A 23,504-nucleotide genomic window follows, 5' to 3' on the forward strand; every position below is an offset into this window, starting at 1 on the left:
GTGTGCCGACCATATCCCACGCTTTTGACAGCATGCGCTGGCCGCTTGCGAGCTTCACTTCGGATGATGTCTGCATTGCAGGAGCATATTCGAAGTGGAGTGGACGTGTAGTGGATGTGGAACCCGCAAGCACCCTTGCTTTCAAGCCACACTTTGGTTGGACAGGACATGTGGAGTTGAAGCGTCTTGGCTAGTAAGACGAAAGATTTTTTGATTATGGACGATGTTTTGCCTGCAGCGATCAAGATGGATACTTGCGATGCTGAGGAAGCCGCACGCCAAAAAATGAGGAAAGTCATTTCGGCAGAACTTCTTCTCATGTGTTGTGGATATTTTGTAGGTCACATTGTACTAGGATCCCAGAGATACATTGTATATCCATTATTGATTGCCAGCATAGTGGCCAATTTTCTTATAACGAAAAACGTGCATATATTTGCGGAAAGACGCGATTTTCAAAAAGTGTTACTGATTGCTCTTGCTTTAATGATATGTGCTGGCTGCTCTATTCTTTATCAGCAACGGACGGGGTTTGAAGAAACAATTGCCCAATTCGGTTTTATTGCTTTAGGCGTGATATTTGCTTGTCAGATTGCACGGTGGTTTTCTTTTACTTGGTTGTTATGGTGGGGGTACGTTGCTTTGGTTCTTTTTCTTAGCGCGTATGCTCTATCGGTGCCGCAAAGTGTAATCAGAGGTGAACTTTTTAGCGAAACAAATTCGAACGCTTTGTCTGCAGAGCTTTTATGGCTTCTTCAATTCATCTATATTGGAATTGCGCGCGAAAACAAACGCATGCCCCTAATCATCTATTTGGCCCCTGCGATTCTCACTCTGTTTTTATGTTTGTTGGTAGGTGGAAGATCCGGGGTTCTTTTTTCAGCGATGCTGCTGATAGGTGTGGTTCTGAACTTTAAAAATGGCAGGCTGCTCTCCTTGAAAAGGATTGTGTTCGTATTGAGCATTATTGTGGCCGCTATAATTCTGGTACAAAATATAAACATTTTCCAGGATACAGCAATCTATCAGAATTTTTTAACAGGAGGTCTTGATTCTGACGGCAGGAGTTCTATAGCAGAGCAGTATTTCCATGAATTGAGCAATCCTCTGAACATCATATTTGGGGTTGATTTGTCTCAACTCCCGTCTATTGATTTTTTGAAACATCCGCACAATTCATATATTTTGCTCCATTCGTATACGGGCCTATTCGGATTTTTATTGGTAGTGATACTTCTTTGCAAGGGCATGCTCAGGATTTCGGAGGGGAAGATCGGGATGCTGCTCATAGTCCTGTCATTTCCTTTGAGGATAGTAACGGATTCGATATGCTTCTTCTCAAATCTTGATTTCGTGATTTATTTACTCTGTATATCGGCATTTTTTGATGAGAGTGTTGTTTTGCCAAAGCCTCATTCTAAGACAGGAGGTCTGTTGCGTCGTGTTTGAAATACATCGTAACGATGCAAGATTTATAGAGGAATTCGATGGGGATCTCCTTAGCTTTGTGAATGAAGATGGGATTCCTTGGTGGTATTTTGTCCGTGATTCGATTTTGCAAGAAGTTCATCAGCAACTTCTTAGTTTATCGGCCCCTGTGCGATCATCTCGCTCTTTTGATTTCAAAGCAATCCGGTATTGTTTACAAACGGCGCCCACACTTTGTCGTCAAATGCACACTACGCATGATTCGAAAGTCGCATTCTTTGTTCCTGCAAGGTATGAGGAAGACATACCCTCAGGTAAAGCTGTCAATATGTACGTGGATTACTTTGCCAGCGCTCTTCCCTTGTCTTCTCTTGTGCTGGAGCGCGCTTCTTCGGATTGGCAATTGCCTTCTGATCGCTTGTATCGCAATGTGATAGGGGTAGGTTTATTGGATATTGTGTGCTTTGGAAAGTCGGAGAGTCGCTCCCGTTTGGGAGAAATACCGAATTCATATAAAAATATGATCGTTCATGTTGTTGATTGGCTCATGTGTGAATATGGGGACAAAATTGATGCTGAAAAGATAAAAAGATCTTGTCGAGTAGCTTATGCTAGGTATCTAGCTTCGCAATATAGATTGAACTACTTCACTCGATTAATGGGGAGCGAAACGCGCCTTGTTTTAATGATAGGTGGAATTTATTCTGAGAACTGGGGTTTTGTCTCTGCCTTGAGAAAGCGTGGCGTAGTTGTTGCTGAAATGCAGCACGGCGCCTTTTCTTCGAGGAATGTTATCTGTTCTCCATCTCCGCGGATCTCAAAAGATAGTTTATTTGCCCGCGGTAAACCAAATTATTGGCTATTTTACGGATCGTGGTGGCAAGCGCAAACACATATGCCCAGTCAGGGTATATGCATTGGGAACCCATACCGAGAGGCGCGTCTGTCCTCTCTCGAGAAAAAAACAAGGGACACCATAGCAGTCATGGGTTGTGCGTATGGGACCGAAAACGTCCTTGATTTTACTAATAGCCTGGCGGGCGTATTTCCGGAATATCGAGTGATATTTCGCCCCCATCCTCTTGAACGGGTCGAAACGGCTGCTCTGTCTAGCAAATATGCATCAGTTGAGATAGATTCGGGAAATTTGTACGAGACATTTACCAGGTGTGTTTTGGTGGTGGGGTCGTATTCCACGGTCCTTTTTGAGGCAGTTGGAATAGCGGAGAGGGTGGCGGTGCGAGATGATGACTTGACGCGTGAAAACTTGGCAAATTCGCCATTCCCTTGGGTTAAGGATATTAGCGATATACAAAGAATACTGAGAGGATCAACTAAGGTGTCATTTGGGTCGAATGGAGTATGGGAGTCTGACTGGCGGAAGAAGTTCGTTTCATTTGTTGATGAGGTGCTGAGTTAGGCATAGATAACTTTGTCTGTTGCCAAATCACTTCTCTGGTCGTTTCTCGAACAAGGCGGCTCCAAAGTTGTTGGGTTTGCCGTTCAGATTGGCCTTGCTCGATTGCTTGCGCCTGAGACGTTTGGGGTGCTTGCTATCCTGCTTGTGATAGTCAACGTTGCAGACGCTATGGCTCAGAGTGGTTTGGGAATAGCGCTCATACAGCGTACAGATTCTACCGACATGGACTATTCCACGGGGTTTTGGTTGAGTCTCATCATCGCTATCGTGCTTTATGTCGCTTTGTTTTTCCTTGCCCCGATATGTGCCGTATTCTACAATATGCCTGATTTAGAAAGTCTGCTGCGCGTTCTCTCCTCAGTTGTAGTGTTGAATTCCATTAACTCTATTCAGCGTTCCTACTTACAGCGATCCATGAATTTCAAAGGGCTGTTTCAAGTGAACCTGATTGCTATGTTAATGTCGGGAATCTTTGGTATTTTGGCGGCTCTATCAGGGTGGGGTACATGGGCGCTTGTCGTGCAAACGGTTACGCAAGGAGCTTGCGCTTGCGCGGTCATGCTAGTAGTTGTGCCTTGGAAACCCTCTTTTTCGTTTGATCCTCATGTGGCAAGAGAGCTTTTTTCCTATGGCTGGAAAGTATGTGCGACTGGAATTCTTAATGTGTTGTATTCGGGGGTTTCCGAATTAGTAATTGGTAAAACATGTCCGGCCTCCGATCTTGGATATTACAGTCAGGGTAGGAAATGGCCCAATGCTGTGATAGGTGTAGCCACTAACGCGTTGCAAAACGTGTTTTTCCCCGCGTTTTCTTCGATCAAAGATAGTAGAGATGTATTTGTCGCTGCTGTCAAACGCTCGCTTGTATCTGGGTCGTTTGTGACGGTTCCTTTTGCTTTGTTCTTTGCGGCGGCAGCCGACCCGGCCGTAGATCTGCTTTTGGGGGATGTGTGGCTACCATGTGTTCCTGTATTTCAGATGCTCTGTGTTTCGGGGAGTCTGACTCTTTTGCAGGTAGTGAACTTGCGGGCATATATGGCTCTTGGTAATAGTGGGCTATATCTGAAGCTTCAGGTGGTGAAAGTGGTTGTCGGTGGTGTGGCAATCACGGTAACATCAATGATTTCGCGAGACATTTATGCTGTGTCGTTTGCAACTATGGTCGTTGGGCTATTGTCTGTGCTGTTGATAGATCTGCATCCTGCGGCGCGAATGATCGGCTATGCTCGATCTCAACAATTGCTTGACTTAGCGCCAGTGTACACCCTTTCGGCTGTTGCCGCCGCTGCTGCTTGGTTTGTGCTTCTCGCCGGTCTGAATAGCATTGTTTCGATTGTTATTCAGGTGGTGGTGTTCTTGCTGGTGTACGCAGGTGGAGCAAGGTTGTTTCGCCTTGCAGGGGCGGCCGATTTTGTGCACATGGCCAAAAAGTTGACTTTTCGTAAGAGGGCATAAGGAAAAGTTCGGTTTATCGCTAGCCGGGTATCTATTGGAATGTAGCGTGGTGAGTAGATTACTCTGGCGAGGTTGATATCACGAGATGCTTGTTGTCCGCACTTTGAAAACCCCATAGAGAGAAGGAGAGACCATGCTTGATGGCAAGACCGTGCTCGTGACCGGCGGCACCGGCTCGTTCGGGAACGAGTTCGTCCGCTACGTGCTGGAGAGCCACGAACCGAAAAAGGTCATCGTGTACTCGCGCGACGAGTACAAGCAGTTCGTGATGCGCAACCGCTTCGAGGAGCTGGGCCGCGAGGCGGGGAGGGACTACGCCTCGCGCCTGCGCTTCTTCATCGGCGACGTGCGCGACGAGGCGCGGCTGAGGCGCGCGTGCGACGGGGTGGACTACGTCGTGCACGCCGCCGCCCTCAAGCAGGTGCCCGCCTGCGAGTACAACCCCATCGAGGCCATCAGGACCAACATCGACGGGGCCGTGAGCGTCATCAACGCGGCGCTCGACACGGGGGTGGAGCGCGTGGTGGCGCTGTCCACCGACAAGGCCGTCAACCCGGTGAACCTCTACGGCGGCACCAAGCTCGTCTCCGACAAGCTGTTCGTGGCGGCCAACGCCTACCGCGGCGCGTCGGGCACCACGTTCTCGGTGGTGCGCTACGGCAACGTGGCCGGCTCGCGCGGCTCGGTCATCCCGTTCTTCCACAAGCTCATCGAGGGCGGCGCGACCGAGCTGCCCATCACGGACATGCGCATGACGCGCTTCTGGATCTCGCTCGGCGAGGGCGTGCAGCTCGTCGTCAAGGCGCTCGCCGAGGCCAAGGGCGGCGAGACGTTCATCTCCAAGATCCCCTCGTTCAAGGTGACCGATTTGGCGACCGCCATGGCGCCCGGCGCCAGGCAGGTGGAGGTGGGCATCCGCGAGGGCGAGAAGCTGCACGAGTGCATGGTGCCCGCCGCCGACAGCCTCACCACCTACGAGTACGAGGGCCACTACGTCGTCTACCCCCACATGGAGTGGTGCGACCTCGGGAAGGCGGTGGCCCCGGGCGGCAGGAAGGTGGAGCCCGGGTTCGTCTACGACTCGGGCACGAACGCCGAGTGGCTCTCCGTCGAGCAGCTGCGCGATCTGGTGTCGGGCATGGAGATCAAGTACTAGGAGGTCGGGCGTGGAGAGGCTTGCGATAGACGGGGGAACTCCGGTCCGCGACGGTGTTCTGGGGTACGGGCGCCAAGACGTGAGCGAAGGCGACATCCAGGCGGTCGTTGACACGCTTCGCAGCGACTTCCTCACCTGCGGTCCCGCCACCGAGAGGTTCGAGAGCGCCATCAAGGACGCCGTGGGGGCCGGCTACGTCACGGCGGTCGCCAACGGGACGGCGGCGCTGCACGTGGCCTGCCTCGCCGCGGGCGTCGGTCCCGGGGACGAGGTCGTGGTCAGTCCCGTCACCTTCGCCGCGTCGGCCAACTGCGTGCTCTATTGTGGCGGCACTCCGGTGTTCGCCGACATCGATCCGCTCACGTGGAACGTGTCTCCGGAATCCATCCGCGAGAAGGTGACCGGGCGCACCAAGGCGGTCGTGGCGGTGGATTTCGGCGGCGTGCCCGTCGATCATGATGCGATCCGCGCCGTATGCGATGAGTTCGGGCTTGCGTTCATAGAGGACGCCGCCCACGCCGTCGGCACGTCGCGCGCGGGGCGGCCCGTCGGCTCCATTGCGGACCTCACCTGCTTCAGCTTCCATCCGGTCAAAACGGTCACGACGGGCGAAGGGGGCGCGGTCTGCACGAACGACCCCGGGCTGGCGGCGCGCGTCGCGCTGTTCGCCAAGCACGGCATCACGCGGGACCGCTCTCTCATGCGCGAGTCCGACGAGGGCGGCTGGCACTACGAGCAGCTCGAATTGGGATACAACTACCGCATCAGCGACATCGAGGCGGCGCTCGGCGCGTCCCAGATGGCGCGGCTCCCCGAGTTCACCCGCCGACGTCAGGAGATCGTGGCGCACTACAACAAGGAGTTCGCGGGCATTCCCGAAGTGTCGTTTCAAAAGGACGAGTCTCCGGAGGAGACGACGCGGCACTTGTACTGCCTGCGCTTTGACCTAGAGGCTTTGGGCACAACGCGGCGCTTCGTCTACGACGCGCTGCGGGCGGAGGGCATCGGCGTGAACGTCCACTACCTCCCGGTGTACCGGCTGCCCTACTACGCCGACCTCGGCTACGACCCGGCCTGCTGCCCGGAGGCGAACCGCTACTACGAGGAGGCGGTCACCTTGCCGCTTCACTGCCGCATGTCCGACAGCGACGCGGAGGATGTGGTGCGTGCGGTGCGCAAGGTGGTGAAGGCATGTCGCACAAGAAAAGAGGCAGCACTGTGAGAAAGAGCCGGGCCTTGTGCGTGATTCCGGCACGTGGCGGGTCCAAGCGCATCCCACGCAAGAACGTGCGCGATTTCTGCGGTAAGCCCATCATCGCCTACTCCATCGAGGCAGCGATGGAAAGCAAACTGTTCGACGAGGTGATGGTGTCCACCGACGACGAGGAGATTGCCGAGGTCGCGCGAGCGCACGGCGCGAGCGTGCCGTTCATGCGCAGCGCGAAGACGAGCGACGACTTTGCAACGACAGCCGATGTCCTAGAAGAAGTGCTTACTGAGTACAAGGCGCGTGGGCGTTCGTTCGATGCGCTTTGTTGCCTGTACGCCACAGCTCCGTTTGTGACACCAGCCCGTATTGTCGAGGCGTTCGCTTTGCTTGATACGGGTGTTGATTCTGTTATTTCGGCAGTTCGGTTTTCTTTCCCGCCTCAGCGGGCGTTTCGCGTGGAGGACGGTCAGGTTGCATGGTGGATGCCCAAACATGCACTAACGCGCAGTCAAGACCTCGAACCTCTCTACCATGACGCAGGACAGCTTTATCTGGCTCGCACTGAAGCGTTTCGACGCGAGCATGCTCTTGTATGCGGAGTATCGCGATTGCTTGTTCTTCCAGATGCCGAAGTGCAAGATATCGATACTCTGCAGGATTGGAAGATAGCTGAGGATAAGTTCAGAAATCTGAAAGGTTTGAACGAATGAAGCGAATGTCGGAGAAGTTGGCGAGCGGCGGTGTGTACTGTATCGCCGAGATGAGCGCCAACCACGGAGGCAGTCTAGAGACGGCCCTTGAGATTGTCGAGGCGGCCGCAAAGTCGGGGGCGGACTGCCTCAAGGTTCAGACCTACACTGCCGACACACTCACGCTCGACTGCGATAACGAGTGGTTCCGGGTGAAGGGTGGGTTGTGGGATGGGCGCACCCTGTACGATCTTTATAGTGAGGGGTCGTTTCCGTGGGAGTGGCACAAGCCTGTCATGAGGTGCTGCGAGGAACTCGGGATGGACTTTCTCTCCACCCCCTTCGACGAGACGGCGGTAGATTTCCTCTGCGATTTGGGTATCGGCGCGTTCAAGATAGCATCGTTTGAGTTGGTAGATACTCCGCTCATCGAATACGCCGCCTCTAAAGGAAAGCCGCTCATCGTTTCTACCGGCATGGGAACGGAAGAAGAGATAGCGGAAGCGATGGCTGCTGCGCGTCGGGGCGGATGCGATGACATCACGCTCCTGCGTTGCTGCAGCGAGTATCCAGCGAACTTTTCTGACATGAACCTCGCAAGCATTCCGAGGATGGCTGAAATATTCGGGTGTCGCGTCGGGTTCTCTGACCACTCGATGGGGCACACCGCCGACGTGGCGGCGGTGACGCTCGGTGCTCGCGTGATAGAGAAGCACTTCTGCCTCTCCCGTGAGATGGAGACAGTGGACTCCGCTTTCTCCATGGAACCCGCTGAGTTCGCCGCCATGGTGGAGGCCGTGGGCGATGCCGCATCTGCCCTAGGTTCGCCTTCCTTCGGACCGTCGGGTGATGAAAAGGATAGCACGGTATTCCGGCGCTCGATTTTCGCTTGCAAAGATATCGCTAAGGGAGAGGTTTTCACCAAAGATAACATTCGCATCGTGCGCCCGGGATATGGGGCAAAACCGAAGCACTACAATGACGTTCTTGGGGCCGTCGCCGACCGCGCGTATGGATTTGGCGATCCGATCATGTATAGGGGCGACGATGAATAAAGACGTTTCGTACCGATCCGCCCGTTTGCTTTTGCGAGGCATCAGGCGCGAAGATGCTGCGAAAATCGTCCATTGGCGCAGCGATCCGGACAACTACCGTACTTTCTTCGATGCACGCCCCATTACGATGGAGGAGCATCTGACCTGGTTCGAGCGCTATCTCGTCGATGACGCCCGCTACGACTTCATGATTTTCAACGAGGACGGGCAGCCGATTGGCACCGCAGGTCTCTCGTCCATCACCGATGATTCGTGCGAAGTGTCGTATATGATCGGAGAGAAGGCCGAGCGGGGCAAGGGATATGCGACCGAAGCGGTTCGTCTGCTGACGGACGTTGCACTGCGTGAGCTTGGCGTGAAGCGCGTTGTCGCTCGGGTTCGCCCGGAAAACGAGGCGTCGGCCCGTGTTGTCATAGGGGGGGGGTACGTTGAGTCAGAGCGTATCTTCACCTTCGAGGCGTCCGGTGATTTTCCTCTCGAACAACGACAACACCGAGCCTTTGGTGGCCTGGCTGAAGCAGGTCGGGGAGCGGGTCATTGAGATTTCGGACCCGCTGGATGTTGAGACCGTAGAGGAGGCTGATCCTGCGTTAGTGCTGAGCTTTAACTATCGTCATATTGTGCGACGAGATGTTATCGACGCAGTCCGAGGAAGAATAATCAATGTCCACTGTTCGCTCTTGCCATGGAACCGGGGCGCAAGCCCGAATTTCTTCAGTTTTTATGACAATACGCCTAAAGGTGTTTCGGTGCATGAACTGACTGAAAAGTTGGACCAAGGACGCATTCTGCTGCAGCGGGAAGTCCACATGAGTGACATCGAGACATTTTCTTCGTCATATGCAAAACTTATTGCAACGGCAATTGATCTGGTTAAAGTAAATTGGAAAGACTTGAGAGACGGGATTTGTTTGCCGTATCCGCAAAAAGGCGAAGGAAGCTATCATACGGTTGCCGAGATGCAAGCGCTACGCGAGAAGTATCCCTTTGCATGGTCGGACAGGATTGACGTGTGGAAGGAGCGGTACGGTCTTGAGTAGCCGATGCGCCGCAAGAAGCATAGTTGTTCGACTTGATGCCAACTCAAAGATTGGATCGGGTCATGCAATGCGGTGCCTGTCCGTCGTCGCCGAGATGGAGGCGCTCGGGGCAGAAGTTGTGTTCGCCGTGTCAGATGACGAGTCGGCTGAGTTTGTTGAGGCACGAGGGGGTATGGTGCATGTGCTCGGCGGCGCGTGGAGCGAGCTAGGTGATGAGGATGCAATAGCGCTCGCACGTTTTTGTCACGAGCGCGACGCGGTAGCGCTACTGGTGGATACCTATGCGGCAACTCTCCAATTTTTCGAGCAGTTGAGAGAACGGCTGGACGAGGCAATACGCGTTGCTTATATTGATGATCTGTATGCATTCGATACGGGCAGACAGAACTACCCGCTAAAACTTGATGTTGATGCGGTGGTTAATTATGGGTTCGGTGCTTCTAGGGAAGTTTATCGTGCGGTGTATGAGTCATCGGTTGATCTTCTCATAGGGCCGTCTTTTGCTCCTGTAAGACCGTCGTTTAAGGTCATAGCCCGAAATCGAACAGGGGCGTTTCAGCGTGTTTTAGTGACTGCTGGATCGACCAATCCATATCAGGCGCTCGAGCGAATGGTTGAGGGGGTTCTGGCAGTGCTGCCCGATGCTTGCATTGATGTTGTGCAAGGGCCGCTTGCTGATTTTGATCTGCCAGGATTGAGCATCGACCAGGTGCACATACGCAAGGGTGTGCGCGATTTGGCCCCGCTTATGCAGCGGGCAGACCTTGCGGTGTCAGCAGCAGGTTCGACGCTGTACGAGCTTGCATGCGCTGGTGTACCTACGCTTGCTTGTCCGATTGTTGAAAATCAAATACCAAATGCTGTCGGGTATGGTTGCAGTGGCGCGGGGCGTGCGCTGACCACTTTGTCTTGGGGGTCGAAAGATGTTGCCGATCGTCTTTCTGCTCTCCTTGCCGAGCCTGACTTTGCGCATATGCCTCATATGGGTAGAAAATTGGTTGATGGCCAGGGAGCTTCCCGTATTGCAAATTATTTGCTTGGATGTGCGCCTATTGGAAGGAAAGTCGATTGACTTGCGTGCGTCACGCGGAAATCCGAAAGGCCTCATTCGCATTCGAGGGAGCCGATCTGGTAGATTGTTCCCCCACAAAAGCGTAAAACTCTACAAAGGTGCTGCTTGCTGTCGCATACACCCGGCGTGACTACCATGTAGCATGAGTTCCAATTTCATTCCAGGCGCGACAAGCAGGACGCAACTCAATCAATCTACCACGCATTGTCTGCATAGGCTTCCGTGCGCTACTCGACTTTGCGCGGCTTAACAAAACTCTTACGGGGTGACAACTCCTGTCCCAGGACGGTTCTAGTCAAAATATTAGCCAAGTCGCTGATGAGAATGTGGGGCTTAGCCTTCACGGCCTGTGGAGATCAACTCTCATCGAACCCTGTCGTAGTGTGTCCACATTCTGAGGACCTTCACCGTTCCCGCGTATTCCGTGCTATCTTTAACGACAGGTCCAGGAATCACTTCATAAACAAGTCGATGCTGGATGTTGATGCGTCGGGAATACATGCCTTGCAAACTGCCTACAAGAGCTTCGTAGGCAGGTGGTGTGTTGAAAGGATCCTGTCGTATCGCATCTAAAAGGGCTTTGGCTTTTCCATCAAGGCCTGCGGATTTAAGTAACTTCGCATCTTTGGCAGCACGTTTGGTGAATACAATAAGCCACACATCTACCACTCCAGATCAGATTCAAGGACACACTCATCAAGAGCTTCGGCATGTCCTTCAGCCAGTGTTTCTGCGAAACCAGGAATGCTCATGAGGTGCAAAGTCTCCTCAATAGCTGCCCACTCATCTTCCCCCACAAGCACAGCGCTTTTACCACGGTTGTTGGTGATGACAACAGGTTTACAGTCTGCATTGACTGTAGCAATGATGTTGTACAAGTCTTTCCGTAGGGCGGTTGCACTGATGGCAGTCATGGTGGTGGTTTCCTTTTCATCTCACTGGCATTACTGATGCTAGCGTACGTAAAAGCGTTCGTCAAATGAAAATCGATAATTCATAATCCCAGGACAGCCGGGCGCTGGCTTGTGCCCCGCGGCTTTGTATGGGGAACTGAAGTCCTTTTCGCAAGTTGTAAGAGCGCACTCCTCGAACAAGCACAGAAGCGCTTCGAAGTCCTCTTCGCTTACCCTCTCGGGTCTAAGCGCTCGTCTTATAAGGCTTCGCTCCTGCACAGACAGCATCCGCCTACTTGGCGTCATCCCGTCTTCCATGGCATTGCTCCAATCTGCTAAGACGACGGGTCGCCATAGGGTTGGAAGGGGAGGCGTCGTCTCTCCTTCCAACCTGCCTTTATCCCGGCGTGTGGGCATACCCGCCGCCTTAGCATCAAGGACAGGTCACACGCCGGATGAGGCAAGTATCACCCCTCGCGTCACCCAACTTTCTGATCAGAGGGAGAGCGTGTTTGCCAAATTGCCGAAAACATGGGGGAAGCGGCCTAAATGGCTGAAATGGAAGAAATCCCCCAACTTTTTTAGAGAGAGCCGCGCTGTCTTCGCGCCGCTCAGTTTGATCTCGATGGCCCCCATTGCCCGTCGCGTAATTCGATGATGATATCGGTCTCCAGTCCGTCCACATCGCGATAGTGGCGAAGGAAAGCAGGGTCAGTTCCCGGCATTGCCGAGGCGTGCGCATTGAGGCCCCTCGAGCAAGGTTCTTCGAAGAGCTGACCGAAAGCTTGCATGCCCAGATCCAGTGTTCGAAAAATCCACAATGTGCCCGCTGCTGGTTTGGTGCTCTCCGGGTGCAATCAAGTCAACGCCACTCCTGCGGAGGACGCGGAAGTCGGGGCCGGGATCCCCGTGATTATCGTGGGACCCCGGCCCCGGTGCTTCTCTAGAGCATAATCTCCATTGTGTGGGCGTTCGGGGCCAAAAGGTTCCACGCGTTCCGAAAATCCTCGCCGCTTCTCCATGTCGTTCCGTCTTTTAGCGCACAGCTGCATCTCTAACACGCGTCTCTGTTGTCTGAATGCGCGAAATTTTCCTGAGTTGGTCAAAAGTTGGGGAAGTCGGGGGATTTTCGAGGCGCAAAACAAGCGAGTCGGCGAAGAGATTGAAGAAAGGCCAGGTCACAAGTTCTCGTTTCAACCAAACTGGTCTTTGAGCGGGATCCAATCCCCCGATTTCTAGGAATTTTGACCAACTCAGGAAAATTTTCGCGCATCTGCCAACGGACGGAGGGCGAAAACGACTCAGAAGGTGGTGCGGCGCTTTCAAAGTGGGTGCGGCGTCTTCAAGATGGTGCAGCGCCTCCAAAGTGGGTGCGGCGTCTTTAAAGTGGTGCAGCACCTCCAAAGTGACGCAGCGCCTTCGCCGGACTCTTGTGAGTGGCGTCTTCCGCCATGGTCAATCCGTGGCCGCGCTGTGGTATCCTCTCTCCGAAGGTAAAAACACGACCCCGTTGGGTAGTCGGGGTGCGGCGCGGTTTGGCGCGCTGTCAGTAACCTGCCTCCTTGGTTGTCCCTCCTTCATGGCGGAAAGCACATAAAGGAGGATGCGATGAGCCTGTGCAAACTCACCGTTTGCTTCGAGGAGCCGTTCTGGGTTGGTCTTATCGAAGTGGAGGATAGCGGTGCCTACGGTGTGGCTCGGCATGTCTTTGGGACGGAGCCTACCACTCCCGAAGTATTCCGTTTTATCTGCGATCATTGGAACGATCTCCGGTTCACGCATGATGTGCAGGTTGACGTTGGGCAGTCCAAACGAGTGAACCCGAAGCGGTTGCGACGCATGATCGAAAAAGAGCTGCAAGAAAATTCCCGCAAGGGCACAAAGGCCCAGCAAGCGCTTGCCGAACAGCGCGAACTTGCGAAAGAAAAGAGCGCTATCGCGCGTCGTCGGCGCAAGGAGGATTGCCGGCAAGAACGGTTCGCCAAAAAAGCCGCGAAACGCAAGCAGAAGCATCGCGGCCACTAGGCGCCAAAGGTCCCGCGCCCCTCGGCACTCCCCTCGGCGCGTTTTCGGCACATTGGGGAGCGGCTGGCCCCCTTACGCCTCCGGCTTTTTCGCCACATGCACAGCGGCGATGCCCCCGGTGTAGTTCTTCCAGGTCACGTCCTCAAACCCAACGCTGCGCATCAGGTCGGCCAAACCTTGCTGATTGGGGAACGCCTTGATGGAGCGCGCCAGGTACACGAACCCCTCGCGGTCGCCGGTGATGAGGCCGCCCCAAAACGGGATGAGGTGCTTGAGGTAGAAGCTGTAAAGCGCCCGCCACACGCGGTTCGGCGGCGTGGAGAACTCCAGGCACACGAGCGCGCCTCCCGGCTTTAGCACGCGCAGCATCTCGGACAGCGCGCGCGGCCGGTCGGGCATGTTGCGAATGCCGTAGGCCATGGTCACCGCGTCGTAGCTGGCGTCGGGATAGGGGATGTCCTGCGCGTCCACCACCTCGAAGTCAACCGAAACGCCCTCTGCCGCGCCGTCGGCGTAGTGGGTGCGCGCCACCTCGAGCATCTCTGGCACGAGGTCGGTGCACTGGATGTGGGCGGGCCGTTTCGCACGCGCCACGGAAAACGTCACGTCGCCCGTGCCGCCGGCGATGTCCAGCACGTCCGCGTCCGCGCCGATGGGCGCTTGGCGCATCATGCCGGCGAGCCATTGCCGGTACGCGCCGAAGCTCGACACGGCGTTGAAGCGCTCGTACTTCTTGGCGATGCGCGAGAAGATGTCCTTCACGCGCTCGGTCGAAACGTCGGCGGGCGCCTCTTTTCCGGTCGCGGTGTCTATGCTCACAGGCGATGCTCCATGGGTCGAAAACGAATGGGGGCTGTAACTTTATCATACAGAAAAGGAACCAGCCTCGAACAGGCTCCTTTTTTGCGCGGGCGGGGCGTATAATCTCCCGAGTCTTGACTGACGAGCAACGCAAAGGAGCATCTTTGGAGAACGAGCGCATCCATCCCGCGACATCCCGGCCGGCAACGCCCGCATCCGCGCCGCAAGCGCCCCCTGAGGCCTCGGACGACCCCGTGTTCGCCGCCGAGCAGCGCCACCTGGCCGAGGTCTACGCCAAGCTCCAGACTATGGCGCGCGATCTGGCGGCCAAGCTGGAGCAGAACAGCCGCGATGCCGCCGCCGACAAGCTGGCCATGTGCGACGAGCTGTCGGTGAACCTGGCCAGCTATGCCGACGCCATGGAAACCTACGCCGACTTCGCTGCGGTCAACCGCGTGATCGACGCGTACAACATCTCCCAGAGCGTGGACGCCGAGAAGCTGGCCAGCATCGGCCTTCTGCTCGAGCAGCCCTACTTCGCCAAGATCGTCCTCCAGCTTTCCTCCGGCAACGAGCCGAAAGAGCTCTACCTTGGCGTGGCCGGCGTCTCGGACGACGCGTGCCGTCGCCTGGTGGTGGACTGGCGCTCGCCGGTGGCCGAGGTGTACTACAACCAAGACCTAGGCCCCACGTCCTATCGGGCCAACGGACGCACCATCCACGCGGACCTCAAGCTGCGCCGTCAGTTCGACGTGCGTCGCAACGTGCTGAACGCTTACTTCGACACCAGCGTGGCCATCCAGGATTCCCTGCTTTTAGCCTCGCTCTCCAAGCGCCGCAGCGCACGGATGCGCGACATCACCGCCACCATCCAAAAAGAGCAGAACCAGGTCATACGTCACGAAGACGTCCCGGCTCTGCTGGTGAACGGCATCGCGGGAAGCGGCAAGACCTCCGTGCTCATGCAGCGCATCGCCTACCTGTTCTACCAGCGCCGCGACGATTTGGATCCCAGCCAGGTGTTCCTCATCACGCCGAACTCCGTGTTCAAACACTACGTGGCGAGCGTGCTGCCCGACTTGGGCGAGCGCAACCCCGAAACCCTCACCTGGGCCGATTTCCTGGAGCGCCTCATGCCCCTCGACCGCACGGGCGGCTCCGCCGACGTGCCGCTTGCCCGCCTGGATCGCATAGACGAAGCGTGCGAAGGGCTTGCGCTCGAACAGCACGACTTCAAGGATGTGCGCGCCGGCGGCGACCGGCTGCTTTCCGTGGCGCAGATCACGCAGGTGGCCGGCAAGTTCGCGGGCACTCCCGTCGGCCCGCGCCTGATCACGCTTATGCGCGAGGAGCTGCTCAAGCGACTTGACGCCCGATGCAAGCAGATCGCGGGGACGGACGCGGTGCTCGACGAGCTATCGGCCATGACCCCCGACGAGCAGCTGGCGCGCTTCCATGAGACGTTCGACCCCAGCGACGAGGACGACGTGCGGCAACGGGCCCAGCAGTTCGTCGCGGAGCGCTACGCCGGGGCGCGCGAAGCCGTGGAAAACGACGACTGGCTGCGCATCGACCGCATAGGCATGCGGCTGCTTGGCGCGGAGAACCTGCTGCCGGTGGAATGGCTCTACGTGAAGATGGCGCTCACGGGGCTGGGCAACCCGGACGCGAAGTACGTGATGATAGACGAGGTGCAGGACTACACGACGGCCCAATTGGCCGTGCTGGCGCGCTATTTCCGCCGCGCGCGTTTCCTGCTCCTGGGGGACGAGAACCAGGCCATCAACCCGGGCACAGCTTCGTTTTCCGAGGTGCGGAAGCTGTTCGTGCAGGTGCGTGGCGCGTGCTCGGAGTGCCGCCTCATGACCAGCTACCGTTCCGCGCCCGAGATCACAGCGCTGTTCTCCGGCTTGCTCCCGGCCGACGAGCGCGGTCGTGTTTCGTCCATCCAGCGCGACGACGAGCCGCCGAGCATCGTGATCTGCAACGATGAGGAGCGTTGGGAGGCCGAACTGCGCCGTGCCGTGCGCGCCGCCGCCGAAGAGGACGGTCTGTCGGCGGTGATCGCCCCCGACGGCTATGCGGTGAGGCTGCTGCGCAAGCGGCTGGGCAGGGACGCTCCCGAGGTGGTGGACGCGCACGCCACGCTGCCCGCGCAGGGCGTGGTGCTCACGTCGCTCAAGCTGGCGAAGGGGCTGGAGTTCGACCACGTCATCGTGCCCGATGCAAGCGAGCGCGTCTTTCCCGCAGACGATCTGTCGCGCCGTCGGCTCTACACCACCGCTTCGCGCGCCACCCGCCGCCTCACCATGCTCTCGCGCGGCCCTGTGACCCCTCTGCTTCCGTAGCGTCTGACAGCTGTCGCACGGAGGCGCGCATCCTGTTTTGCGCCGGCTCGGTTGTCGCCTTGAACGCGAGGCGCGCCTCGGGGCGGCAACCGGTGTGCCGGAATGCTGATCGCGGCGCAGATCGCCAGCTTAAAGCTCGTGCGCGATCTCGCAGGTCTTTCGCAGATGGTCGGCCAGGTAGGGAACGGCGAACCGAACCGACCCCCGCCTGGATGCAACCACGATGCCGCTGTCGATGAGGCGCTTGCGGTATTTCTGGGCGTAGTCGCCCGTGACCCCCATGCGCTCCGCCACGTCTGCCATGCGGCTTTCGGCCTCGTCATGCGCCATGGCGGTCAGGAACAGTACGTCTTTGTCGGAAAGGGCGGCAAGCGTGGTGCCGCATACGTCGTTCTCGAAGCTCTCCTGCGCGCTTTCCAGAGCGGCCTGCGCCGTTTGCTCGCTCACGGAGCCGTCGTCCTCCGCGTACAGGACCATGCTGTGCCCCACCAATTGCAGCAGGTACGGGGATCCTTCGGTTGCCCGAGTCGCCCGTTTTCTGATGTCTGCGGAAACGGCGAGGCCAAGCTTTTTGAAGGAGCGGAGGAAGAACGCGTCCACGTCCGGCAAGGCAAGAGGTCCAAGCGTCACCTTGTTCGCGCGGTTCAGAAACGTCAGGACGTGGTCGTTCAGCGTGGCCGCGACGGCGGCGGGCAGCCCGGCCATGACCAGGGCAATGTTGGCTCCTTGTCCAACGAGCTCCTGATAGGCGGCCACAAGCTGTCTGATCTGCGGGTCGTTTCCCTGGATCTCGTCAACCAGCACGAGGACGCCCTTGCCCTGCTCCGCCAACTGCTCGCACAGGCGGGAGAGCTTGTAGTGGAAGCTCTTCGATTCCTCGGCGTTGCGGCTGAACTGCAATCCCGCCGAAAAGCCCAGGGCTCCCACGCTGCCACCCGAAAGGCGCACGGAGCGCTCTTTGACGAAGCGCTCCCCGTCGTCTTGGACTTTCTCTAATAACCTTGTCCTTTCCTTTTTTTCCTATTCTTTCCTTTTTTTCCTTTCTGTCAAGGGAGGCGCGCGATTGCGAGGCGGTGCTTGCACCCGTGCCCCTCCTCCGCGCCCCTCTGTGCGTTTGCGGGAGAGCGCGCGCCAGACCACTCGGGGAATGCTATGATGCTCCGTACACCAAACGCATGGATCACGGGAGATCACGGGAGAAAGGGCGGGGTAGCTATGCTCTTGTGCGCACAGTACGTTCTTCCCATCACGTCCGAGCCGCTGCAGCATGGCGCGGTGCTCGTTCGCGACGGCGCCATTCGCGACATCGGCACGACCGACATGCTCAAGCTGCGCTATCCCGACGAAGAGGTCGTCGACTTCGGCATGGCGGCCATCATGCCTGGCCTCATCGACCTCCACACCCACCTCGAGAACGCGGTCATGCGCGGCATCGTCCACGACGTCCCCTACACCACGTGGATCATGTCCATCATGGAGAAAAGCGCGAAGATGGACGTGGGAGATTGGTACGACTCGGCCATCCTGGGCGGGTTGGAGGCTCTTTCGAGCGGCATAACCACGGTGGCCGATATCACCGCCACCGGAGCGGCTTGCACGGCCACGCAGAAGCTGGGCATGCGCGGGGTCATCTACCGCGAGGTGGGTTCCATGGACAAGCGCCGCGTGGACTACGCCATGCGCCTGGCCGAGAACGACATCATGCACTGGCGCGAGGAGGTTGACGGCGACCGCATCACCATCGGCATCGCGCCGGCGGCCATGTACGTGTGCCATCCCTCCGTGTTCGGCAAGGTGTCCGAGTTCGCCCGCCGCGAGAACGTCCCCGTGGCCATGCACATGGCGGGCAACCGCGAGGAGTACAACTTCATCAAATACGGCTCGTCTCCGTTCGCCGTGCACACGATGGACCAGAAACGCGGCTTCGTGGAGATCCCGCCGTGGCTTCCCACGGGAACGACGCCCGTGCGCTACGCGCTGAACTGGGGCGCGTTCGAATCCGACAACGTGCTGGCCATCCATTGCGTGCACGTGGACGACAAGGACATCAAGAAGCTGAGGGAATACGACGTGGCCGTGGCCGTGTGCCCCCGCTGCAACGCGCAGCTGGGCATGGGCGTGGCCCCCATCAACGAGTTCCTTCGCGCCGGCTTGCGCATGGGCTTGGGCACCGACTCGCCCGCCGCCACCGATTCCACCGACCTTCTCATCGACATGCGCATAGGCATGCTGGTCCAGCGCGCGGTGAACGTGGGGACCTTCCTGGATTCGCAGACCATGCTGGAGATGGCCACCATCGGCGCCGCCCGGGCGCTTAAGCTGGACGACAAGATAGGGTCGCTTGAAGTGGGCAAACGCGCCGACATTGTGGCCATCGACCTGTCCGGCTCCCATCAGACGCCCACCACCGAGCCGGTGTCGGCCATCGTGGGCGGCACGAGCGGGGCCGACGTGCTCATGACCATGGTGGACGGCTCCATCCTGTACGAGAAGAACAAGTGGAACGTGGGCGTGGAGGTTGCGAAGAACATCGCCCGCGTCATCGAGATCCGCGGCAAGCTGAGGGCGTAGACCATGACCAAGAAACAGAAGCTCACGGCCAAGCAGAAAAGCGAGCGCGTCAAGGCGGCGCAGGAGCGCGAACGGCGCGAGAAGGAGCGTCGCGCGGCGGCCGAGAAAACCAAGAAGGTGTTCACCGTGGTGGTGTGCGTCATCTTGGTGCTGGCGCTGGGCATCCCCACGGTGGCGCTGGCGTTCTTGAACGGCGGCGCGTAGGGCGCGCGGGCTTTCGGGCGGCTTGAGCGCGCGGGGTCCTCGGGTGCTTCGAGCGCGCCAACGTCTCGGTAGCATCGGGCGCGCTGGGCGCTTCGGACGTGTCGGGGACGTCGAGCGTGCTGGGCGCTTCGGCGCGATTTTGCCGGTTTTTGCCGTGACGGGCACTCCTTCGGCGCGCACGCGCTTCGTTGTGCTAGTATGATTCGGTGCGCGTCCAGGCGCATATGCAAGAACGGATAGACCGCGCAAAGGGGTTTGCTTTGTTTGGAATCGGTGGATTCGAGCTGTTCCTCATTCTGCTGTTCGGGTTCCTCATCTTCGGGCCCGACAAGCTGCCGGCTATGGCAAAGACGCTGGGGAAGGCCATCAACAAGTTCAGAAGCGCTCAAGAGGAGATGAACAAGGTCATCAAGACCGAGGTGTACGACCCGGACTCCGACGAGCCGTTCAAGAATCCGTTGGAGGCGCTGTCGAAGGTGGCCGACGGAGACAAGAAGGCCGAGAAGACCGAGAGTTTCTCGGAGCGCAAGGCGCGCTACGACAAGGAGCGGGCCGCAAAGCGGGCCGCCGAGGCCGAGAAGGCCGAGAAGGCCCAGGGCGAGGCTGACGAGAAGAAGCCGGTGGAGGCCGCGACGGCAACTGCGGCTGCGACGGCGTCCAAGGCCGCCGCCAAGCCGGCCGCGTCGTCCGCTGCCAAGCCCAAACCGTCTCCCAGCGAATTGTACGGCACGAAGCCTGCGGCCAAGAAGCCGGCCGCCGCATCGTCCGCGCCCGCTGGCGACAAGCCTGCCGAGAAAAAGCCTGCGGCGACTTCCGCCGCCAAGCCCGCATCCGCGAAGCCTGCGGCCACGGCCGCCAAGCCCGCAGTCGGAAAGAGCGCCGCTGCGGCTCCCAAGCCGGCAGCTGCGAAACCCGCTTCCAGCACGGCCCCCAAGCCCGCAGCGACGTCGACGGCCTCCAAGCCCGCAGCCTCCAAGCCCGCTGCGACGGCTTCCAAGTCGGCACCCGCCAAGCCCTCGGCCGCGAAGTCTGCGGCGAGCAAGCCCGCGGCTTCCAAGCCTGCCGCAGCCAAGAAGCCGGCCGCCAAGAAGGCCGCGCCCAAGACCGACGCGGAAAAAGCGGCCGCCCGCTCGGCCGCCGCGAAGAAGGCCGCCGCAACGCGTGCCGCCAACAGGAAGGCCGCCGAGGCCGCCAAGGCTGCGGAAGCCGCCAAATCCACGACCGACGGGAAAGGGGAGTAAGCCATGCCTATCGGACCGGCGCGCATGCCCTTGTTCGACCATCTGGGCGAGCTCCGCATGCGCCTTGTGCGCATCATCGCCTGCCTCGTCGTGGGCGTGATCGTGTTCTACCTGGCCTCGGACACCATCGGCCAGTTCCTGCTGGAACCCATCAAAAACTACATTCCGCAAGACGAGACCGGCGCCGCCACCACGATAGCCTTGGATCCGTTCGAGGGCTTCTCCACCCGGTTCAAGATCTCCATCTGGTCCGCCATCGTCGCCTGCGCCCCGGTCATCCTCTGGCAGATCCTCGCGTTCTTCCTGCCGGCGCTCAAGCCCAACGAGCGCAAGTGGTTCATCCCCACGTTCGCCGCGGCCGTTGCGCTGTTCGTGTTCGGCACGGTGTTCTGCTATCTGGTCATCCTCGATCCGGCGTTCCAATGGCTGACGGATCAGGCCGCCGGCTTCGGCACCGTTGCTCCGCGCATGTCCACCTACATCGACACCATCATCAAGTTCGAGCTTGCCTTCGGGTTTGCGTTCGAGCTGCCGTTGGTGGTGTTTTACCTGGTCATCTTCGATGTCATTCCGTACAAGAAGCTGCGTGGCAGCTGGCGGACGGTGTATGTGGCGCTCATGGTCATCTCGGCCATGGCCACGCCGGACGCCTCGCCGGTCACCATGCTGCTCATGTTCGCGGCTTTGATAGCCCTGTACGAGATAAGCCTGCTCATGGCGCGCATCGTTTTGAGCAAGCGCATCAAGAAGCAGACGGAGGACCTTGAGCGCGAAGAGGCGGAGGAGGCCGCAGAGGCGCAGGCCGCCAAGAAAAAGAAGAAGTAGGCGGAAGCGGGGCGCGTCGCATGCGCGGTTGCGCCCGGTTGCCGAGGACGGCCCGTCGCTGGTTGCGGCGGGCCGTTTGCGTATTCCGGGTGACGTTCGCCCTGCGCCGCGCCATCTTAGGCGCGTTCGGTCCGGCCGTTCGGCTACCATGGGTGCGAACGGGAATCGGGTGCGAAGGAGCGTCATGCACGAACTAGGGATCATGACCGGCGTGATGGAGGCGGTCGAGGTGTCGGCGCGGCAGGCCGGGGCGACGAGCGTCCTCAAAGTGAGCCTGTCGGTGGGCGAGATGACCGAGGCCATCAAAGACGCGCTGGAGTTCGCGTTCGAGGCCCTGTCGGAGGGCACGCTGTGCGAGGGCGCGGAGCTTGCGATAACCATGGTGCGGCCGAAGAGCCGCTGCTTGGAATGCGGCGCCGAGTTCGAGCACGACCGTTTCCATCTGCTGTGCCCGGAATGCGGTGGCTTCGCCACCGAGCTCATAGCCGGCCGCGAACTGCAAATAGACAGCATCGAAGTGGATATTCCGGATGACGAGGAAGGCGAGGGGTAACCCATGCAGATTGATCTCAAGCAGCCCATCCTGCAGAAAAACGACGAGCTGGCCGCCGAGCTGCGCGCGCGATTCGCCGAGCATCACGTGTTCGTGCTCGACCTTTTGGCCAGCCCCGGGTCGGGCAAGACGTCCACCATCCTGGCCACCATCGACGCGCTGCGCGACGAGTTCAACATCGCCGTCATCGAAGGCGACATCGCCAGCAACGTGGACGCTGAGAAGATCAAGGCCCAGGGCATTGCCGCCGTGCAGATCAACACGGGCGGCGCGTGCCATCTGGAGAGCGCCATGATCAAGCGGGCCGTGGACGCGCTGGATCTGGAGCGGCTCGATCTCATCATCGTGGAGAACGTGGGCAACCTGGTGTGCCCCACGGACTTCGATCTGGGAGAGAACGCCAAGGTGATGATCCTGTCGGTGCCCGAGGGCCATGACAAGCCGCTCAAGTATCCCGGCGTGTTCCAGGTGGCCGAGGCCGTGGTGCTCAACAAGGTGGACACCATGTCCGTGTTCGACTTCGATCGCGAGGCGTTCGATGCGTCCGTGCGCCAGCTGAACCCGACCGCGCCCATCTTCCCCATCGCCGCCACGAAGGGCGAGGGCGTGGAGGAATGGGCCGAGTGGCTGGCCGAGCGCATCCGGGAGATCCAGTAGCATGCGGGCCGACGAGCGTTACGACGCGTGCGTCGATGCGTTGCGAGGCTTCGTGAGGGAGGCCGGGTTCTCCCAGGTGGTGATCGGGTTGTCGGGGGGCCTCGACTCGTCGGTGACGGCTGCCATGTGCGTTGACGCGCTGGGGGCCGAATGCGTGCACGGCGTGCTGCTGCCGGGGCCGTATTCCAGCGACCACTCGGTGACGGATGCGCAGGATCTGGCCGCCAACCTGGGCATCCAGGCGCAGACCGTGTCCATCCGCGAGCCGTACGAGGCGTTTGCGCGCGCGCTTGCGCCGGCGTGCGGCGGCGAGCTTTCAGGCTTGGCGGCCGAGAACACGCAGGCGCGCTGCCGCATGGTGTGCCTCATGGCGCTGTCGAACGCGCACGGCTGGATGCTGGTGAACACCGGCAACAAGAGCGAGGCCATGATGGGCTACTCCACGCTCTACGGCGACACGGCCGGCGCGTTCGCCCCTATCGGCGGGCTGTACAAGACCGACGTGTACGAGGTGGCCCGCTGGCGCAACGAACAGGCCCGCGCGGCGGGGCAGGTGCCACCCATTCCCGAGCACGTGCTCATCAAGCCGCCGAGTGCAGAGCTTTCACCTGGTCAAGAGGACGAGAAGAGCCTGGGGATCGATTACGCCACGCTCGATGCGCTGCTTGTGGCGCACGTGGAGCGCGGTCTGGGCGCCGAGGCGCTGGAGGCGGCCGGCTTTGCCCGCTGCGACGTGGATCGCGTGCTGACCACGGTGCGCGCGACCGCGTTCAAGCGCGCCCTGGAGCCTCCGTTTCCCGACGCGCCGTTCTACGGGTAAGCGCCGCGCGGGCGCGCGCACGCGGCGTTGGCCGACCCCCT

General features: G+C 58.8%; 24 protein-coding genes. 20 read left to right on the plus strand and 4 right to left on the minus strand.

Annotation, left to right across the window (positions count from 1 at the left end):
• The 11 genes from ACWKY3_RS04845 to ACWKY3_RS04895 form a co-directional block, all read left to right on the plus strand.
• A partial coding sequence (locus tag ACWKY3_RS04845) for a hypothetical protein (protein WP_449315294.1) occupies positions 1-194 on the plus strand: 194 nt, incomplete at its 5' end.
• Positions 195-216: 22 nt separating this feature from the next.
• The gene (locus ACWKY3_RS04850; RefSeq protein ID WP_449315295.1) at positions 217-1,449 is read left to right on the plus strand and encodes a hypothetical protein; all 1,233 of its coding nucleotides are present in this window, start codon (positions 217-219) and stop codon (positions 1,447-1,449) included.
• Complete coding sequence (locus ACWKY3_RS04855) at positions 1,442-2,848, plus strand: hypothetical protein (protein WP_449315296.1); 1,407 nt, start codon at positions 1,442-1,444, stop codon at positions 2,846-2,848. Before ACWKY3_RS04850 ends, ACWKY3_RS04855 begins: the two co-directional genes overlap by 8 nt.
• A gap of 12 nt (positions 2,849-2,860) precedes the next feature.
• Positions 2,861-4,303, plus strand: a complete 1,443-nt coding sequence (locus ACWKY3_RS04860) for a lipopolysaccharide biosynthesis protein (protein WP_449315297.1) — start codon at positions 2,861-2,863, stop codon at positions 4,301-4,303.
• Between the two features lie 133 nt (positions 4,304-4,436).
• Positions 4,437-5,459: a UDP-N-acetylglucosamine 4,6-dehydratase (inverting) gene (pseB, locus tag ACWKY3_RS04865; protein ID WP_449315298.1), complete on the plus strand. Its 1,023-nt coding sequence runs from the start codon at positions 4,437-4,439 to the stop codon at positions 5,457-5,459.
• A 10-nt stretch (positions 5,460-5,469) separates the two neighbouring features.
• Positions 5,470-6,681 (plus strand): UDP-4-amino-4,6-dideoxy-N-acetyl-beta-L-altrosamine transaminase, encoded by a 1,212-nt coding sequence (pseC, locus tag ACWKY3_RS04870; RefSeq protein ID WP_449315299.1) that lies wholly within the window; start codon positions 5,470-5,472, stop codon positions 6,679-6,681.
• Positions 6,651-7,379 carry a pseudaminic acid cytidylyltransferase gene (gene pseF, locus ACWKY3_RS04875; RefSeq protein WP_449315300.1) on the plus strand — a complete coding sequence of 243 codons (729 nt, stop codon included), beginning with the start codon at positions 6,651-6,653 and terminating at the stop codon, positions 7,377-7,379. Before pseC ends, pseF begins: the two co-directional genes overlap by 31 nt.
• A 5-nt stretch (positions 7,380-7,384) precedes the next feature.
• Entirely contained in the window at positions 7,385-8,413 is a 1,029-nt protein-coding gene (gene pseI / locus ACWKY3_RS04880; protein ID WP_449315301.1) for a pseudaminic acid synthase, read from the plus strand.
• On the plus strand, positions 8,406-8,954 hold the full coding sequence (locus ACWKY3_RS04885; RefSeq protein ID WP_449315302.1) for a GNAT family N-acetyltransferase: 549 nt from the start codon (positions 8,406-8,408) through the stop codon (positions 8,952-8,954). Before pseI ends, ACWKY3_RS04885 begins: the two co-directional genes overlap by 8 nt.
• Positions 8,878-9,453 (plus strand): formyltransferase family protein, encoded by a 576-nt coding sequence (locus ACWKY3_RS04890; RefSeq protein ID WP_449315303.1) that lies wholly within the window; start codon positions 8,878-8,880, stop codon positions 9,451-9,453. The genes ACWKY3_RS04885 and ACWKY3_RS04890 overlap by 77 nt, the downstream gene beginning before the upstream one ends.
• Positions 9,446-10,525 carry a PseG/SpsG family protein gene (locus tag ACWKY3_RS04895; RefSeq protein WP_449315304.1) on the plus strand — a complete coding sequence of 360 codons (1,080 nt, stop codon included), beginning with the start codon at positions 9,446-9,448 and terminating at the stop codon, positions 10,523-10,525. The genes ACWKY3_RS04890 and ACWKY3_RS04895 overlap by 8 nt, the downstream gene beginning before the upstream one ends.
• A gap of 363 nt (positions 10,526-10,888) precedes the next feature.
• Here the strand turns inward: ACWKY3_RS04895 and ACWKY3_RS04900 are convergent, their stop codons facing one another.
• Complete coding sequence (locus tag ACWKY3_RS04900; protein ID WP_449315305.1) at positions 10,889-11,194, minus strand: Txe/YoeB family addiction module toxin; 306 nt, start codon at positions 11,192-11,194, stop codon at positions 10,889-10,891.
• A complete protein-coding gene (locus ACWKY3_RS04905) occupies positions 11,188-11,439 on the minus strand; it encodes a type II toxin-antitoxin system Phd/YefM family antitoxin (RefSeq protein ID WP_449315306.1) in 252 nt (83 codons plus the stop codon). The genes ACWKY3_RS04900 and ACWKY3_RS04905 overlap by 7 nt, the downstream gene beginning before the upstream one ends.
• Positions 11,440-13,026: 1,587 nt before the next feature.
• Here ACWKY3_RS04905 and ACWKY3_RS04910 point away from each other — a divergent pair.
• On the plus strand, positions 13,027-13,443 hold the full coding sequence (locus ACWKY3_RS04910) for a YjdF family protein (protein ID WP_449315307.1): 417 nt from the start codon (positions 13,027-13,029) through the stop codon (positions 13,441-13,443).
• Positions 13,444-13,515: 72 nt separating this feature from the next.
• Here ACWKY3_RS04910 and ACWKY3_RS04915 read toward each other — a convergent pair whose 3' ends face one another.
• Positions 13,516-14,262 (minus strand): class I SAM-dependent methyltransferase, encoded by a 747-nt coding sequence (locus ACWKY3_RS04915; protein WP_449315308.1) that lies wholly within the window; start codon positions 14,260-14,262, stop codon positions 13,516-13,518.
• A gap of 146 nt (positions 14,263-14,408) precedes the next feature.
• On the opposite strand from ACWKY3_RS04915, the gene ACWKY3_RS04920 reads away from it, so the two are divergent.
• Complete coding sequence (locus tag ACWKY3_RS04920) at positions 14,409-16,592, plus strand: HelD family protein (RefSeq protein ID WP_449315309.1); 2,184 nt, start codon at positions 14,409-14,411, stop codon at positions 16,590-16,592.
• Positions 16,593-16,721: 129 nt separating this feature from the next.
• Here the strand turns inward: ACWKY3_RS04920 and ACWKY3_RS04925 are convergent, their stop codons facing one another.
• Positions 16,722-17,540 carry a hypothetical protein gene (locus ACWKY3_RS04925; RefSeq protein WP_449315310.1) on the minus strand — a complete coding sequence of 273 codons (819 nt, stop codon included), beginning with the start codon at positions 17,538-17,540 and terminating at the stop codon, positions 16,722-16,724.
• 267 nt (positions 17,541-17,807) lie between these two features.
• On the opposite strand from ACWKY3_RS04925, the gene ACWKY3_RS04930 reads away from it, so the two are divergent.
• From ACWKY3_RS04930 to nadE, 7 genes are all read left to right on the plus strand, one after another.
• On the plus strand, positions 17,808-19,163 hold the full coding sequence (locus ACWKY3_RS04930; RefSeq protein ID WP_449315311.1) for an amidohydrolase family protein: 1,356 nt from the start codon (positions 17,808-17,810) through the stop codon (positions 19,161-19,163).
• Positions 19,164-19,166: 3 nt separating this feature from the next.
• The gene (locus ACWKY3_RS04935; protein ID WP_449315312.1) at positions 19,167-19,367 is read left to right on the plus strand and encodes a CASC3 protein CASC3; all 201 of its coding nucleotides are present in this window, start codon (positions 19,167-19,169) and stop codon (positions 19,365-19,367) included.
• 260 nt (positions 19,368-19,627) lie between these two features.
• Positions 19,628-20,608 (plus strand): Sec-independent protein translocase subunit TatA/TatB, encoded by a 981-nt coding sequence (locus ACWKY3_RS04940; RefSeq protein ID WP_449315313.1) that lies wholly within the window; start codon positions 19,628-19,630, stop codon positions 20,606-20,608.
• Between the two features lie 3 nt (positions 20,609-20,611).
• Complete coding sequence (gene tatC / locus ACWKY3_RS04945) at positions 20,612-21,433, plus strand: twin-arginine translocase subunit TatC (protein ID WP_449315314.1); 822 nt, start codon at positions 20,612-20,614, stop codon at positions 21,431-21,433.
• A 184-nt stretch (positions 21,434-21,617) separates the two neighbouring features.
• On the plus strand, positions 21,618-21,986 hold the full coding sequence (gene hypA / locus ACWKY3_RS04950; RefSeq protein WP_449315315.1) for a hydrogenase maturation nickel metallochaperone HypA: 369 nt from the start codon (positions 21,618-21,620) through the stop codon (positions 21,984-21,986).
• A gap of 3 nt (positions 21,987-21,989) precedes the next feature.
• Positions 21,990-22,643, plus strand: coding sequence for a hydrogenase nickel incorporation protein HypB (hypB, locus tag ACWKY3_RS04955; RefSeq protein WP_449315316.1), 654 nt, complete (start codon positions 21,990-21,992; stop codon positions 22,641-22,643).
• 1 nt (position 22,644) lies between these two features.
• The gene (gene nadE / locus ACWKY3_RS04960) at positions 22,645-23,463 is read left to right on the plus strand and encodes an NAD(+) synthase (RefSeq protein ID WP_449315317.1); all 819 of its coding nucleotides are present in this window, start codon (positions 22,645-22,647) and stop codon (positions 23,461-23,463) included.
• Positions 23,464-23,504: the final 41 nt, after the last annotated feature.

This window comes from Rubneribacter sp. (genome assembly GCF_965361815.1).

What these genes read in the sequence shown, in the direction of transcription:
- ACWKY3_RS04930 (WP_449315311.1), top strand. Translation starts at nt 17,808, where the DNA reads ATGCTCTTGTGCGCACAGTACGTTCTTCCCATCACGTCCGAGCCGCTG.
- ACWKY3_RS04905 (WP_449315306.1), bottom strand. Translation starts at nt 11,439, where the DNA reads ATGACTGCCATCAGTGCAACCGCCCTACGGAAAGACTTGTACAACATC.
- pseB (WP_449315298.1), top strand. Translation starts at nt 4,437, where the DNA reads ATGCTTGATGGCAAGACCGTGCTCGTGACCGGCGGCACCGGCTCGTTC.
- nadE (WP_449315317.1), top strand. Translation starts at nt 22,645, where the DNA reads ATGCGGGCCGACGAGCGTTACGACGCGTGCGTCGATGCGTTGCGAGGC.
- hypB (WP_449315316.1), top strand. Translation starts at nt 21,990, where the DNA reads ATGCAGATTGATCTCAAGCAGCCCATCCTGCAGAAAAACGACGAGCTG.
- tatC (WP_449315314.1), top strand. Translation starts at nt 20,612, where the DNA reads ATGCCTATCGGACCGGCGCGCATGCCCTTGTTCGACCATCTGGGCGAG.
- pseF (WP_449315300.1), top strand. Translation starts at nt 6,651, where the DNA reads ATGTCGCACAAGAAAAGAGGCAGCACTGTGAGAAAGAGCCGGGCCTTG.
- ACWKY3_RS04935 (WP_449315312.1), top strand. Translation starts at nt 19,167, where the DNA reads ATGACCAAGAAACAGAAGCTCACGGCCAAGCAGAAAAGCGAGCGCGTC.
- pseI (WP_449315301.1), top strand. Translation starts at nt 7,385, where the DNA reads ATGTCGGAGAAGTTGGCGAGCGGCGGTGTGTACTGTATCGCCGAGATG.
- ACWKY3_RS04885 (WP_449315302.1), top strand. Translation starts at nt 8,406, where the DNA reads ATGAATAAAGACGTTTCGTACCGATCCGCCCGTTTGCTTTTGCGAGGC.
- ACWKY3_RS04850 (WP_449315295.1), top strand. Translation starts at nt 217, where the DNA reads ATGGACGATGTTTTGCCTGCAGCGATCAAGATGGATACTTGCGATGCT.
- hypA (WP_449315315.1), top strand. Translation starts at nt 21,618, where the DNA reads ATGCACGAACTAGGGATCATGACCGGCGTGATGGAGGCGGTCGAGGTG.
- ACWKY3_RS04910 (WP_449315307.1), top strand. Translation starts at nt 13,027, where the DNA reads ATGAGCCTGTGCAAACTCACCGTTTGCTTCGAGGAGCCGTTCTGGGTT.